The 12,796-nt window shown below is 61.9% G+C and carries 17 protein-coding genes; 1 reads left to right on the forward strand and 16 read right to left on the reverse strand.

Annotated elements, in window-relative coordinates; genetic code table 11:
- Positions 1–5 precede the first annotated feature (5 nt).
- The 14 genes from pal to AA0Z93_RS02695 all read right to left on the reverse strand — a co-directional run bounded on the left by pal (position 6) and on the right by AA0Z93_RS02695 (position 11,191).
- Positions 6–515 carry a peptidoglycan-associated lipoprotein Pal gene (pal, locus tag AA0Z93_RS02630; RefSeq protein WP_296265008.1) on the reverse strand — a complete coding sequence of 170 codons (510 nt, stop codon included), beginning with the start codon at positions 513–515 and terminating at the stop codon, positions 6–8.
- Between the two features lie 53 nt (positions 516–568).
- Positions 569–1,819, reverse strand: a complete 1,251-nt coding sequence (gene tolB, locus AA0Z93_RS02635) for a Tol-Pal system beta propeller repeat protein TolB (RefSeq protein ID WP_313731698.1) — start codon at positions 1,817–1,819, stop codon at positions 569–571.
- Positions 1,820–1,866: 47 nt separating this feature from the next.
- Positions 1,867–2,985: a cell envelope integrity protein TolA gene (gene tolA, locus AA0Z93_RS02640; RefSeq protein WP_413046514.1), complete on the reverse strand. Its 1,119-nt coding sequence runs from the start codon at positions 2,983–2,985 to the stop codon at positions 1,867–1,869.
- A complete protein-coding gene (tolR, locus tag AA0Z93_RS02645) occupies positions 2,985–3,437 on the reverse strand; it encodes a protein TolR (RefSeq protein WP_413046513.1) in 453 nt (150 codons plus the stop codon). The genes tolA and tolR overlap by 1 nt, the downstream gene beginning before the upstream one ends.
- Positions 3,438–3,451: 14 nt before the next feature.
- Positions 3,452–4,147 carry a protein TolQ gene (tolQ, locus tag AA0Z93_RS02650; RefSeq protein WP_054890996.1) on the reverse strand — a complete coding sequence of 232 codons (696 nt, stop codon included), beginning with the start codon at positions 4,145–4,147 and terminating at the stop codon, positions 3,452–3,454.
- A gap of 2 nt (positions 4,148–4,149) precedes the next feature.
- A complete protein-coding gene (gene ybgC, locus AA0Z93_RS02655; RefSeq protein WP_413046512.1) occupies positions 4,150–4,602 on the reverse strand; it encodes a tol-pal system-associated acyl-CoA thioesterase in 453 nt (150 codons plus the stop codon).
- Between the two features lie 125 nt (positions 4,603–4,727).
- Positions 4,728–5,774: a Holliday junction branch migration DNA helicase RuvB gene (gene ruvB, locus AA0Z93_RS02660; protein ID WP_413046511.1), complete on the reverse strand. Its 1,047-nt coding sequence runs from the start codon at positions 5,772–5,774 to the stop codon at positions 4,728–4,730.
- Positions 5,771–6,388, reverse strand: a complete 618-nt coding sequence (ruvA, locus tag AA0Z93_RS02665) for a Holliday junction branch migration protein RuvA (protein WP_313741040.1) — start codon at positions 6,386–6,388, stop codon at positions 5,771–5,773. Before ruvA ends, ruvB begins: the two co-directional genes overlap by 4 nt.
- A 109-nt stretch (positions 6,389–6,497) precedes the next feature.
- Entirely contained in the window at positions 6,498–7,022 is a 525-nt protein-coding gene (gene ruvC / locus AA0Z93_RS02670; protein WP_413046510.1) for a crossover junction endodeoxyribonuclease RuvC, read from the reverse strand.
- A gap of 121 nt (positions 7,023–7,143) precedes the next feature.
- Positions 7,144–7,890: a YebC/PmpR family DNA-binding transcriptional regulator gene (locus tag AA0Z93_RS02675; protein ID WP_413046509.1), complete on the reverse strand. Its 747-nt coding sequence runs from the start codon at positions 7,888–7,890 to the stop codon at positions 7,144–7,146.
- A gap of 114 nt (positions 7,891–8,004) precedes the next feature.
- Complete coding sequence (gene aspS, locus AA0Z93_RS02680; protein ID WP_313731695.1) at positions 8,005–9,780, reverse strand: aspartate--tRNA ligase; 1,776 nt, start codon at positions 9,778–9,780, stop codon at positions 8,005–8,007.
- Between the two features lie 90 nt (positions 9,781–9,870).
- Positions 9,871–10,092 carry an FmdB family zinc ribbon protein gene (locus AA0Z93_RS02685; protein ID WP_413046508.1) on the reverse strand — a complete coding sequence of 74 codons (222 nt, stop codon included), beginning with the start codon at positions 10,090–10,092 and terminating at the stop codon, positions 9,871–9,873.
- A gap of 62 nt (positions 10,093–10,154) precedes the next feature.
- Positions 10,155–10,532 (reverse strand): ribbon-helix-helix domain-containing protein, encoded by a 378-nt coding sequence (locus AA0Z93_RS02690; RefSeq protein ID WP_413046507.1) that lies wholly within the window; start codon positions 10,530–10,532, stop codon positions 10,155–10,157.
- 185 nt (positions 10,533–10,717) lie between these two features.
- Positions 10,718–11,191 carry a Dps family protein gene (locus tag AA0Z93_RS02695; RefSeq protein ID WP_413046506.1) on the reverse strand — a complete coding sequence of 158 codons (474 nt, stop codon included), beginning with the start codon at positions 11,189–11,191 and terminating at the stop codon, positions 10,718–10,720.
- A gap of 270 nt (positions 11,192–11,461) precedes the next feature.
- On the opposite strand from AA0Z93_RS02695, the gene AA0Z93_RS02700 reads away from it, so the two are divergent.
- Positions 11,462–12,055: a cold shock domain-containing protein membrane protein gene (locus AA0Z93_RS02700; protein ID WP_413046505.1), complete on the forward strand. Its 594-nt coding sequence runs from the start codon at positions 11,462–11,464 to the stop codon at positions 12,053–12,055.
- Between the two features lie 44 nt (positions 12,056–12,099).
- On the opposite strand, the gene AA0Z93_RS02705 is transcribed toward AA0Z93_RS02700, so the two are convergent.
- Both AA0Z93_RS02705 and AA0Z93_RS02710 read right to left on the reverse strand, forming a co-directional pair.
- Positions 12,100–12,306: a SlyX family protein gene (locus tag AA0Z93_RS02705; RefSeq protein WP_413046504.1), complete on the reverse strand. Its 207-nt coding sequence runs from the start codon at positions 12,304–12,306 to the stop codon at positions 12,100–12,102.
- Complete coding sequence (locus tag AA0Z93_RS02710; RefSeq protein ID WP_413046503.1) at positions 12,296–12,727, reverse strand: HIT family protein; 432 nt, start codon at positions 12,725–12,727, stop codon at positions 12,296–12,298. The genes AA0Z93_RS02705 and AA0Z93_RS02710 overlap by 11 nt, the downstream gene beginning before the upstream one ends.
- Positions 12,728–12,796 lie beyond the last annotated feature (69 nt).

A 12,796-nucleotide genomic window follows, 5' to 3' on the forward strand; every position in this document is an offset into this window, starting at 1 on the left:
AGGACTTACTTACGCAGTTCTACGCGACGGTTCTGGGCCCAGCTCTGCTCGTCGTTGCCGGTAGCAACTGGACGCTCTTCGCCGTAGGAAACCAGTTCCAGCTGAGCAGGGGAAACGCCCTGCAGCACCAGGTAACGCTGAACGGCTTTGGCGCGACGCTCGCCCAGAGCCATGTTGTACTCGCGAGTACCGCGTTCGTCGGTGTTGCCTTCAAGTACGACACGGCTGCCGTTGGACTTCAGGTCCTTGGCGTGAACGTCCAGAGCGCGCATGGCTTCTGGCTTCAGGTCCGAGCTGTCGTATTCGAAGTAGAAGGTGGTGATTGCGCGCAGAGCAGCTTCTTCGCTCAGGCTGCCGTCGACAGCGCCAGTGTTGGCACCGTAACCGGCGTTAGGATCGACAGCACCAGCGTTGCTGCCTTCACCCGCATTGTCACCGCCCTTGGAGGAGCAACCTACAGCTACGGCCATGGCCAGAGCCAGCGCAGCGAATTTACCAAACTTCAGCATTTCCATCGTGAAACTCCTAATGAAACCCCAGTGTGTTAAGCAAAAGTATTACGCCGCAATCAGTTCAGGTAAGGGGACCAGGACGGTTCTCTGACTTCGCCTTGAGCGGTAGGAAGCGGGAGCCTCGTGCGTCCGTTTAGGGACACGAGCATCAAGACTCCCCGGCCCTGCTGGCGGGTGGCGTAGATTAGCATGGTGCCGTTGGGCGCAACAGTAGGCGACTCATCAAGACTGGTCTCGGAGAGAATCTTTACACTTCCGCGCTGCAAGTCCTGTGCCGCCACTTTGAAGTTGGTAAAACCTTGCTGGCGGTGAATCATGACCAACGTCTTTTCATCGGCCGACAACTTGGGGTTGGCATTGTAGTTACCCACGAAAGTAACGCGTTCTGCACCACCGCCACTGGCCGAAGTTTTATAGATCTGTGGTTTGCCGCCACGGTCGGACGTGAAGTAGATGGTGTTGCCGTCTTTACCCCAGAACGGTTCGGTGTTGATACCCGGACCTGCGGTAACGCGACTGATCTGACGCGAACCCATGTTCATGACGTAGATGTCGGGGTTGCCGTCCTTGGACAGGACGAACGCCAGGCGCGAACCATCGGGCGACCACGCCGGAGCACCGTTGAGACCTTCGAAGTTGGTGATCTGCTCGCGGCGACCGGTATCGATGTGCTGGACGAAGATACGCGGACGTTTCTGTTCGAACGACACATAGGCGATACGCTTGCCGTCCGGCGCGAAACGCGGCGAGAGGATCGGCTCACGCGATTGCAGCAGCGTCACCGCACGGGCACCGTCGTAATCCGAACGCTGCAAGGTGTAGCGGGTGTTGGTGGCCGAGAAACGTTCGGCGGTCACGTACAGCATGCGGGTGGAAAACGCGCCCTTGATGCCGGTGAGCTTTTCGAACGACTGGTCGGCGATGTAGTGCGACATGTCGCGCAGCTGGTCGGTGGTGCCCGATACGCTGCCGGTCAGCACTTGCTGTTCGGTAGCCACGTTGAACAGCGCGTACTGCACCTGCAAGCGACCGCCGGACGGTACGATGCTGCCCACCATGACGTACTGCGCACCCAAGGCTTTCCAGTCGCGGAAGATGACTTCGCTGGCCTGGCTCGGCTGGCTGATCATGTTCTGGCGCGGGATCGGCGAGTAGTAACCGGAGTTGCGCAAGTCATTGCCGATGATTTCGGCCATGTCTTCGGGCAGCACACTGCCGCCCTGCAAACCGAAGGGCACTACGGCGATGGGAGTGGCCCGGTCACTACCGCTGGTGACCAGGATGTTCTTTTCATCTGCCACTGCCATGCCTGCCACGCAGCAGAGCAAGACAAGCAGTCCTCTCAGACGTTTAATCACAACGCAAGATCCTCAGGTGTAAATGTCATCTTGAATGACCGGTACGGGTTGAACTCGTTCGGCTTCAAGCCTTGCATTTCGGTCAAACGACCAATGTTCTTCACTGCCGCAACGGCCGAACTGTCGAACGAAGCGTCACCGCTGGACTTGGCCACCTTCACGCCGGTGACGGTGCCATCGGGCAGCATGTTGATCTGCAGTACCACGGTCATGCCCTTGCGCGCGGACGGTGGACGTGCCCAACCTTCGGCGGCTCGCATACGGATCAGGTCGTCGAAATCGCCGGCCACCTGGTCGCCCTGCTCGTCGGCCAGGGCCTGCTGGCGCTCGGTGGTATCGGACAGAAGCTCGGCCAACGCCTGCGCTTTCTTGTCTTCCGCCGCCTTGCGCGCCGCATCCTGGGCTTTTTTCTTCTGAGCGTCCGCAGCGGCTTTTTTCTTGGCCTCTTCGGCTGCTTTCTTCTTCGCATCCTCGGCCGCCGCTTTCTTCTTGGCGTCCTCGGCTGCTTTTTTCTTGGCTTCTTCGGCGGCCTGCTTTTTAGCGTCTTCGGCGGCTTTTTTCTTCGCCTCTTCCGCAGCCTCTTTCTTGGCTTCTTCTTCGGCCTTTTTCTTGGCCTCTTCTTCGGCCTTCTTCTTGGCGATGTCGGCCTGTTGCTTCTCGGCGGCCTTCTTCGACGCTTCGGCTTTCTTGGCCTCGTCGGCCTTCTTGGCTTCAGCGGCTTTTTTCGCTTCGGCGGCCTTCGCTGCTTCCTCGGCCTTCTTGGCTTCGGCGGCCTCGCGTGCTTCTTCGGCTTTTTGAGCGGTATCGGCTTTCTTTTGTTCCGCGGCCTTCACGGCCTCCTGCTCGACCTTTTTCTGCTCGATCTGCTCGACTTCGGTCTGGCGTGAAGCGGTTTTCTTGGCCTCGCCGGCAATCTTCTGGTTGGTCTGGGTGGTCGCCTGGCTCTTGGACTTGAGCTGGTACAGCGTAGCCTGAACGATGGGCTTGGACGGCGGCAGTTCCGGCGTCATGGCAAAGCTGACGAACAGCATGCCGAAGACCAGCACGTGCAGACCGATGGCCCAGACGCTGGGCCAGAAGTAGCTTTCCGAGGCGGAGGGCTCTCGCTGCTGCATCAGGGCGCCTCGGTGATCAGACCAACATTACCGACGCCGGCTTGCTGCAGCCCGCCCATGGCGCCCATGACCGCACCGTAGTCAACGGCCTTGTCGCCACGAATGAACACCTGGGTCTGCTTACCCTGGTCGCGGCCGGCGGCGATGATCTTGGTCACGGCGTTGGTCATGTCCGGCAGGGTCATGGCCTTGTCCATCTGCTTGTCGGTGTCGACTTCGCTGCCGAGGTTCCAGTAGTAGGTCTTGTCGGCTTTGATGGAGATGGTGAGGATCTGCACGTTGTTGTCCTGGGGCAGCGCCTCGCTGGACACCTTGGGCAGATCCACCTTCACGCCCTGGTTGAGCATGGGTGCCGTCACCATGAAGATGACCAGCAGCACCAGCATCACGTCGATGTAGGGCACCACGTTCATCTCGGCGACCGGCTTGCGTTTGTGGCGAACTCGGGCCATGGGTTTCTACCTGATCACTCTTCGCTGGTGTGTACTTTGCGGTGCAGGATGGCCTGGAACTCGTCGGCGAACGTGTAGTAACGGCCGATCAGGGTCTCGCTGCGTGCGGCAAAACGGTTGTAGGCGATAACGGCGGGAATGGCGGCGAACAGGCCGATCGCGGTGGCGATCAGGGCTTCGGCGATACCAGGCGCTACGGTGGCCAGGGTCGCCTGCTGGGCGCTGGCCAGGCCACGGAACGAGTTCATGATGCCCCAGACGGTGCCGAACAGACCGATGTATGGACTGGTGGAACCGACGGTGGCCAGGAACGGCAGGCTCTGCTCGAGTTTCTCTTCCTCGCGGGAGATGGCGACGCGCATGGCCCGCCCTACCCCTTCCATCACAGCATCGGGGTCGACGCCCGGCTGCTGGCGCAGACGCGAGAACTCCTTGAAGCCTGCGCGGAACACCTGCTCGACACCCGAGTCAGGGTCTGGATTGCTGCCCGCCTGGCGATACAGCTTGGACAGGTCGATACCCGACCAGAACCGCTCTTCGAAGGCGTCCAGCGCGCGACGGCCGGCACGCAGCATGGTGCTGCGCTGGAAGATCATGATCCACGAGGTCACCGAGGCGGCGACCAGGGTCAGCATGACCAACTGCACCACGACACTGGCATTGGCGACCAGGCTCCACATGGAGGTATGGTCGACGACGTTTGCTTCCACGCTTATTCTCCTGCGTTCGATTGATGACCCGAACAATCCGCCAGGAACGCATCACGCAGTTCCGGGGGAATGGCTCGGGGTTTGAAAGTTTCGGCGCGCACGGCGGCGACCAGGAATCGCCCCTCGCAAAGCAAGGTCTGATCGCGCTCCCGCCATACCTGCTGGATGAAGCGCAAGCTGGCCCGATTGAGCTCACACACGTGCGCGGTTACCCGCAGTTCGTCGTCCAGCCGTGCCGGCGCCAGATAGCGCGCTTCGCTGGAGTGGACGACGAACAGAAGATCTTGTGTTGCCAGTTGTGCCTGGGAAAAGCCAAGGTGACGCAGCCGTTCGGTGCGCGCACGCTCCATGAACTTGAGGTAGTTGACGTAATAGACCACGCCGCCGGCATCGGTATCTTCGTAGTAGACGCGACAGCGGTGTGCGAACGGTTCCAGCTCATTTTGCGCGCGCATACTCTAGTGCTTACTCCTCGGCTTGCCAATCCGGCAGAACAACTGTTTTTTCGCAGGCTTCGTCGCAGGTTCGGCCCGCTCGCCGAGCGCCAGCGGTAGGACCACGCAAAAGCGGTTTTGATCGACTACTCGTCGCCTGGATCGGAAAATTCCCCACCTTCGGCGAAGCGCCCCGGAATGTTCAGGCCGAAATGCAGATAGGCATGCCGCGTGACCACGCGTCCACGTGGCGTGCGCATGATGTAGCCCTGCTGGATCAGGTAGGGTTCGAGCACGTCTTCGATGGTGTGGCGCTCCTCGCTGATGGCCGCAGCGAGGTTGTCGACACCGACCGGGCCGCCGTCGAACTTTTCGATCATGGTCAACAGCAGGCGCCGGTCGGAATGGTCGAAGCCACGTTCATCGACATCGAGCAGGTTCAATGCCATGTCGGCAATGGACTTGGTGATGTGGCCCTGGCCGCGGACCTGTGCGAAGTCGCGCACGCGCCGCAGCAGGCGGTTGGCGATACGCGGCGTGCCGCGCGCGCGTCGGGCGATCTCGAACGCGCCTTCAGGATCGATCGGTAGGCCGAGAATTCCGGCAGAGCGCGAGACGATCGTACTCAGATCCTTGTTGCTGTAGAACTCCAGGCGCTGGACGATACCGAAGCGGTCGCGCAACGGATTGGTGAGCATGCCGGCGCGGGTGGTGGCGCCGACCAGGGTGAAGGGTGGCAGGTCGAGCTTGATCGAGCGGGCCGCCGGGCCTTCGCCGATCATGATGTCGAGCTGGAAATCCTCCATTGCCGGGTACAGCACTTCCTCCACCACGGGTGGCAGCCGGTGGATTTCGTCGATGAACAGCACATCGTGCGGCTCGAGATTGGTCAGCATCGCCGCCAGGTCGCCCGGCCGCTCGAGGATCGGCCCGGACGTGCTCTTGACCGACACGCCCATTTCATGGGCGATGATGTTGGCCAGGGTGGTCTTGCCCAGGCCCGGCGGGCCGAAGATCAAGGTGTGGTCGAGGGATTCGTTGCGTCCGCGCGCCGCCTGGATGAACAGGCCCATCTGGTCGCGCACGACCGGCTGGCCGATGTAGTCGTCCAGGTTGAGCGGGCGGATCGCGCGGTCCTGGACCTCTTCGCGATCGCGGCCGCTGGCGGCGATCAGTCGGTCGGCTTCGATCACTTGACGATCATCCCTTTGAGGCTACGGCGGATCAGCTCTTCGCTGCTCAGGCCGGCCTTGTCCTTGATCGCGCCGATGGCCTTGCTGGCCTCCTGCGGCTTGTAGCCCAGCGACACCAGTGCGCTGACGGCGTCGGCCTCGGCACTGGAGTCGACCGCCAACGGCAGTGGCCCATCGGACACCAGGGTGAACATGGCCGGCGAGGTTTCCCAGGCCTTGAAACGGTCCTTGAGCTCGACCAGCAGACGCTCGGCGGTCTTCTTGCCCACACCTGGCACGCGCACCAGCACCGAGGCGTCCTGGGCCTGCACGCAGCGCACCAGTTCGTCCACCTCGAGCCCGGACATCAGCGCCAGGGCCAGCTTGGGGCCGACACCGTTGAGCCGGATCAGCTCGCGAAACAGCTCACGCTCGCGCTTTTCGAAAAAACCGTACAGCAGGTGCGCATCTTCGCGCACCACTTGATGGGTGTGCAGCGTGACCGTTTCACCGACCTTGGGCAGGCGATAGAGCGTCGTCATGGGCACTTCCAGCTCATAGCCCAGGCCATTGACGTCGATAATCAGGTGCGGCGGCTGTTTTTCCGCCAGGGTGCCGCGCAAACGTCCAATCACGTGTCGTTCCTTTAATCAGGGCGGGTGGCTCGCGACTGCCTCACCCTATCAGCAAATGCCCAGGGTAAGTGTTTCCCCAGGACGAAATATGTATCAACGCATGAGGCTTTCAAAGCCGCAAGCGACCGCCGCGCCGGCGCGCCGTGCTCAGGCCATGAGGCACCAGGCTGGAGCGGGTATGGGCATGGCACAGTGCGATGGCCAGGGCATCGGAGGCATCGATCTGCGGTTTCTGGGTCAGTTTGAGCAAGTGCATCACCATCAACTGCACCTGTTCCTTGTTCGCCCCACCGGTGCCGGCCACCGCCTGCTTGATTTGCGTAGGACTGTATTCGGCCACCTCCAGCCCGGCCTCGGCCGCCGCGACGATCGCCGCGCCTCGGGCCTGGCCCAGCTTCAGGGCGGAATCGGGGTTGCGCGCCATGAACACCCGTTCGATGCCCATGGTGACCGGCCCATGCAGGCGGATCACCTCGGCCACGCCACGAAAGACGATCTGCAAGCGCGAATGCAGCTCGCCGTCACCGGTGCGGATACAGCCCGAGGCCACGTATTCGCACCCGCGCGCCGTTTGCCGCACCACCCCGTAGCCGGTGATGCGCGAGCCGGGGTCGATACCAAGAATCAAAGTCATAACGCCTGCAATGCAAGAAAGGCGCAGGATTGCGCCGGAATATCCAGGGTGTCGCGTAACAGGCCCGGACCGGCTCGCACCCCATGGTCGAGGCACGAGCGAGCCCGTATTCGCTCGGGCGCTAGCCCAGTTGTTCCATGATCTCGTCGCTGATCTGCGCATTGGAGTAGACGTTCTGTACGTCGTCGAGGTCTTCGAGCATGTCGATCAGCTTGAGCACCTTCTCGGCGCCGTCCTGGTCCAGCTCGGCGCTGGTCGTGGGCAGCATGACGATTTCCGCGTCGGCGGCCTTGAAGCCGGCTTCCTCCAGGGCATTACGCACGGCATAGAAGCCGTTGAACGAGGCGAACACGTCGAAGGAGCCGTCTTCGTTGGCCACCACGTCGTCGGCATCGGCCTCCATCGCCGCTTCCATCAACGCGTCTTCGTCCACGCCCGGGGCGAAGCTGATCTGCCCCTTGCGTTCGAACAGGTAGGCCACCGAGCCATCGGTGCCCAGGTTGCCGCCACACTTGGAGAACGCATGGCGCACGGCGGCAGCCGTACGGTTGCGGTTGTCGGTCATGGCTTCGACCATGATCGCTACACCGCCCGGACCATAACCTTCGTAGCTGAGCTCTTCGACGTTGTCGCTTTCGTTGGTGCCGGCCCCGCGTGCCACGGCACGGTCGATGATGTCGCGGCTCATGTTGGCGCCCAGCGCCTTGTCCAGCGCCAGACGCAGACGCGGGTTGGAGGCCGGATCGCCGCCGCCCTGCTTGGCCGCGACGGTCAGCTCACGAATCCACTTGGTGAAGACCTTGCCTCTCTTGGCATCCTGGCGCTCTTTGCGGTGCTTGATGTTCGCCCACTTGGAATGACCAGCCATAACGACTCCAAATCCTTGAAACAGAAACAGCCCCGCCCCTGAACGGGGCGGAACGGGAAACCTGCGGTATGTCACAGGGGTGGCCACTGCAAGCGGCCACCCCTGGTGTCGAGCTTACTCGACCTTGGTCTGCTCGCGCAGACGGATGTGCAGTTCACGCAGGGCCTTGGCATCCACCAGACCTGGAGCCTGAGTCATGACGCAGGCCGCGCTCTGGGTTTTCGGGAAAGCGATCACTTCACGGATCGACTGGGCGCCGGTCATCAGCATCACCAGACGGTCGAGGCCGAAGGCCAGACCACCATGAGGCGGCGCACCGAACTTCAGCGCGTCGAGGAGGAAGCCGAACTTCTCTTCCTGTTCGGCCGCTTCGATGCCCAGCAGACGGAACACCGCTTGCTGCATTTCCTTGCGGTGGATACGGATCGAACCGCCACCCAGCTCGGTGCCGTTCAACACCATGTCGTAAGCGCGCGACAGCGCGGTGGCCGGGTTGGCCTCCAGCTCTTCGGGCGAGCACTTGGGTGCGGTGAACGGGTGGTGCAATGCAGTGAAGCTGCCGTCTTCGTTCTCTTCGAACATCGGGAAGTCGACGACCCACATCGGCGCCCACTCGCAGGTCAGCAGCTCGAAATCGTGACCCAGGCGGATACGCAGGGCGCCCAGCGCTTCGCTGACCACCTTGAACTTGTCGGCACCGAAGAAGACGATGTCGCCGTCCACAGCACCCACGCGATCGAGGATCACATTGAGGTTGGCCTCGGGAATGTTCTTGACGATCGGCGACTGCAGACCTTCCACACCCTTGGCGCGTTCGTTGACCTTGATGTACGCCAGGCCGCGGGCACCGTAGATACCGACGAACTTGGTGTATTCGTCGATGCGGCTGCGCGGCATGCTGGCGCCGCCAGGCAGGCGCAGGGCGGTGACGCGGCACTTGGGATCGTTGGCCGGGCCGCTGAAGACCTTGAAATCGACGTCCTTGAGCTGGTCGGCGACGTCCACCAGTTCCAGCGGGTTGCGCAGGTCGGGCTTGTCGGAACCGTAGCGGCGCATGGCTTCTTCGAAGGTCATGTGCGGGAAGTCGCCGAATTCAAGGTCCAGCACTTCCTTGAACAGCTTGCGGATCATGCTTTCGGTCAGGCCCATGATCTCGGTTTCGTCGAGGAAGCTGGTCTCGATGTCGATCTGGGTGAATTCGGGCTGGCGGTCGGCGCGCAGGTCTTCGTCGCGGAAGCACTTGGCGATCTGGTAGTAGCGGTCGAAGCCGGCGACCATCAGCAGCTGTTTGAACAGCTGCGGCGACTGCGGCAAAGCGAAGAAGCTGCCGGCATGGGTGCGGCTGGGCACCAGATAGTCGCGTGCGCCTTCGGGCGTGGCACGGGTCAGGATCGGGGTTTCGACGTCGAGGAAGCCGTTGTCGTCGAGGAAGCGGCGAATGCTGCTGGTGATGCGCGAACGCAGACGCAGCTTGTCGGCCATTTCCGGACGGCGCAGGTCGATGAAGCGATAGCGCAGGCGGGTTTCCTCGCCGACGTCGGAGAATTCGTTGAGCGGGAACGGCGGCGTCTCGGCTTCGTTGAGCACCGTCAGTTCGTAGCCGAGCACTTCGATGGCGCCGGAGGTCATGTTGGCGTTGACCGCGCCGGCGGGACGCAGGCGGACCTTGCCGGTGATCTGCACGACGTACTCGCTACGCACGCGATCGGCAGCGGCGAAGGTTTCGGCGCGGTCCGGGTCGAAGACGACCTGGGCCAGGCCTTCGCGGTCACGGATGTCGAGGAAGATCACCCCGCCGTGGTCGCGGCGACGATGGACCCAGCCGCAAAGGGTGACTTCCTGGCCGTCCAGGCTCTCGTTCAGTTGGCCGCAATAGTGGCTGCGCATCATGATGGTGGTTCGCTTCTCGTGATCGTGTGTTCGGTAGGGGCTCGCCGGCCCAGGGGGCCATACTGCAAGACCTGCGCACTGCAATTCAACTCAGTCGGGCTTGTTGTCACCGGCCAGGTTCTTCTTGGTCCCGGTCTTGAAGTCGGTTTCGTACCAACCCGATCCGCCCAGGCGGAACCCGGGAACGGACAACTGCTTCTTGAGCTCGGGCGCCTGACAGGCGGGGCAATCGGTCAGCGGCGCTGCACTGATTTTCTGCAGCGCCTCCAGTTGGTGATTGCAGGCGGCGCATTGATAGTCATAAAGGGGCATCGACGTTTCTCATCAACACAATGCTGACTGCCGGAGCAGCCAAAAACGCCGATTATATATGGTTAAGGGGTGCCGTGCAGCTCACCGTTCATTGGGCGCCGGGCCTCGGACGTTGCGCGCCGTGCGTCGGGCGGGTCGAGCAACCAGGCGACGCAGACCACTCTGACCAATCCACTGAAATTTCTTACGCCGCCATGACGCAAGTGCACCTCGCGATCCAGGTAGGACAACACCGCACTGACCGAACACCGGTTGGCTTCGGCAATTCGATCGAGAATCCCCCAATACACACGTTCCAGCCTCAGACAGGTGGAAAAGCCGTTGAGCCGCACCGACCGCGAGACGGGACAGGCGCTTCGCATGTCGAAGTCCTCCGCAAACGGATCGATGCATTGCTTGCCTGGCCAACCGCGCTGCATGGGTGCTTGCCGAGAAACCATTCCCCTTGATTCCATTGCCTACTTCCTCGCTCGAGTTACCCGCCTCAAGCCGCGGGCGTTTTGCAATCAGGCCTCGAAGGCTGCAAGGGATGCAGCAGGAAGTAGTTGCGCCCGACGCGAAAGTGCCCGGCCCGATGACTCGGGCCGGGCACTTTCGGTGCGGCGCAAAGCGGTTGGTCGAAGCTTTATTTGCCTTCGAGCAGCGCGCGCAGCATCCAGGCGGTTTTTTCATGGACTTGCATGCGCTGGGTCAGCAGGTCGGCAGTCGGCTCGTCACTGGCCTCGTCGACTACGGGGAACACGCTACGGGCAGTGCGGGTGACCGCTTCCTGGCCTTCGACCAGCTGGCGGATCATTTCTTCGGCCGACGGTACACCCTGCTCTTCCTTGATGGTCGAATGCTTGGCGTAGAACGCGTAGGAACCTGGCGCCGGGAAGCCCAGCGCGCGGATGCGCTCGGCGATGGCGTCTACGGCCAGGGCCAGCTCGTTGTACTGCTCCTCGAACATCAGGTGCAGGGTGCGGAACGCCGGGCCGGTGACGTTCCAGTGGAAGTTATGGGTCTTCAGATACAACACGTAGGTGTCGGACAACAACCGGGACAGACCGTCGACGATCTGCTTGCGGTCCTCTTCTTTGATACCGATATCAATTGCCATGGATCTCCCCTTTTGCATAACGCTTGATGAGCAAACCGATACTGTATCAAGACTCGTACACGGATGCCGGGTTCCGCGACTCGAACGCGCCACCTGCCCCGGCCGTTTGAGAAGCCGGCGCCTTTACGGTTAAATAGGCAGCGTGCCACCCGTGCGGATCGATAATGCCGGGTGCATAGGCTGGACTGCCACGTGACCGCGCCTAATACCCCTGCGCACCGCGCCACCAGCTCTCCCTGTGATTGACCTTATCAATGTGAGCCAACCCCCATGTTCAAGATCGTCCATCTGGTGACGGGCGTTGCAGCGCTGCTGCTTGCCTCGATCCCTAGCCTCAGAACCGAAGCCATTCTCTCCCTGCAGCTACCCGAAGCGGTCTACCTGGCCCTACTCGGCCTGCTCAACCTGTTGCTGGCGCCTGTCGTGCCGTTGTATTACCGCGGTTCGCGCCAGGTCTTGCAGCGTCTGGCCAGTGCGCTGCTGGTGCTGGCCGTCATCCTGCAAACGGTCACCCTGCTGGCTCGACCAGAACTGGGCAACCTGCCAGCACTGCTCTGCGCAACCCTCGCAGTTGCCCTGCACCTGGCCGCCGGTTTCGCGCGCAAGCCGCGCAAGACCCAAAGCCAGCAGGCAGCTCCCAGCGAGGACAGCAGTCGCGATACCGGCACCGTGAAGTGGTTCAACACCTCCAAAGGCTTCGGCTTCATCTCACGCGACTCGGGCGATGACATCTTCGTGCACTTCCGCGCCATTCGCGGTGAAGGCCATCGCGTATTGGTGGAAGGCCAGCGCGTGGAGTTCTCGGTGATGCACCGGGACAAAGGCCTGCAGGCCGAAGACGTAGTGGCCATCAACCGACGTTGATCGCAGCGGCGCTACGTGGTTGCCTTCGCGTAGCGCCGCTCACCTCAATAGTGTGGCGGCGGCGCTTCGTCGCCCTCACTGCCCAACTGCCCCACCAGATCGTCATAGCGCTTGAGCAGATGCGCCATCTGCTGCTGCAGGCGCTCGATCTGCCTGGCCTGCTCGAACACCACCTCGTTCAGCGCCTGCAAGGTGTCGTCCTGAAACGCCTGACGCGTTTCCAGTTCGATGACCTGGCGCTCAAGCGTCATCGCGCACCTCCACCCACTCGCTGCCCAGCAACTGCGCGAGACGAATCCGCAACGCCTGCACTTGCGCGGGCGTGTAGGCGATCGCTGGCACTCGGCCCCACACCGGCGCAGGCCAGGCCGCGTCGTCATGCTTACGCACGATCACGTGCATGTGCAGTTGGCTCACCACATTGCCCAGGGTGGCGACGTTCATCTTGTCGGCGGCATAGGCGCCCTTCAGCCCCTCGGCCAACAACGTGGTCTCTTTCCACAGCTGTTGTTGATCGGCTGCACTCAAATCGAACAACTCACTGACGTCCGCTCGACGCGGCACCAGGATGAACCATGGATAGTTGGCATCCTTGCTCAACAGCACACTGCACAGCTGCAGACGGCCCAACTCGATCGAGTCCTGCTGCAAACGCGAATCCAGAACAAACACGAAAAACCTCCCACACCGGTATGCACAATTGGCCGCAAGGATACCTCGCTTGGCGCGCGAGCACATGGC

The sequence above is a fragment of the Pseudomonas phoenicis genome (genome assembly GCF_047302395.1).
In the GTDB taxonomy this organism is placed as follows: domain Bacteria; phylum Pseudomonadota; class Gammaproteobacteria; order Pseudomonadales; family Pseudomonadaceae; genus Aquipseudomonas.

Excerpts from the sequence above, each read along its gene's own strand:
- pal (WP_296265008.1), bottom strand. The coding sequence starts at position 515 with ATGGAAATGCTGAAGTTTGGTAAATTCGCTGCGCTGGCTCTGGCCATG.
- tolB (WP_313731698.1), bottom strand. The coding sequence starts at position 1,819 with ATGGCAGTGGCAGATGAAAAGAACATCCTGGTCACCAGCGGTAGTGAC.
- tolA (WP_413046514.1), bottom strand. The coding sequence starts at position 2,985 with ATGCAGCAGCGAGAGCCCTCCGCCTCGGAAAGCTACTTCTGGCCCAGC.
- tolR (WP_413046513.1), bottom strand. The coding sequence starts at position 3,437 with ATGGCCCGAGTTCGCCACAAACGCAAGCCGGTCGCCGAGATGAACGTG.
- ybgC (WP_413046512.1), bottom strand. The coding sequence starts at position 4,602 with ATGCGCGCGCAAAATGAGCTGGAACCGTTCGCACACCGCTGTCGCGTC.
- ruvC (WP_413046510.1), bottom strand. The coding sequence starts at position 7,022 with ATGACTTTGATTCTTGGTATCGACCCCGGCTCGCGCATCACCGGCTAC.
- AA0Z93_RS02675 (WP_413046509.1), bottom strand. The coding sequence starts at position 7,890 with ATGGCTGGTCATTCCAAGTGGGCGAACATCAAGCACCGCAAAGAGCGC.
- aspS (WP_313731695.1), bottom strand. The coding sequence starts at position 9,780 with ATGATGCGCAGCCACTATTGCGGCCAACTGAACGAGAGCCTGGACGGC.
- AA0Z93_RS02685 (WP_413046508.1), bottom strand. The coding sequence starts at position 10,092 with ATGCCCCTTTATGACTATCAATGCGCCGCCTGCAATCACCAACTGGAG.
- AA0Z93_RS02690 (WP_413046507.1), bottom strand. The coding sequence starts at position 10,532 with ATGGTTTCTCGGCAAGCACCCATGCAGCGCGGTTGGCCAGGCAAGCAA.
- AA0Z93_RS02695 (WP_413046506.1), bottom strand. The coding sequence starts at position 11,191 with ATGGCAATTGATATCGGTATCAAAGAAGAGGACCGCAAGCAGATCGTC.
- AA0Z93_RS02700 (WP_413046505.1), top strand. The coding sequence starts at position 11,462 with ATGTTCAAGATCGTCCATCTGGTGACGGGCGTTGCAGCGCTGCTGCTT.
- AA0Z93_RS02705 (WP_413046504.1), bottom strand. The coding sequence starts at position 12,306 with ATGACGCTTGAGCGCCAGGTCATCGAACTGGAAACGCGTCAGGCGTTT.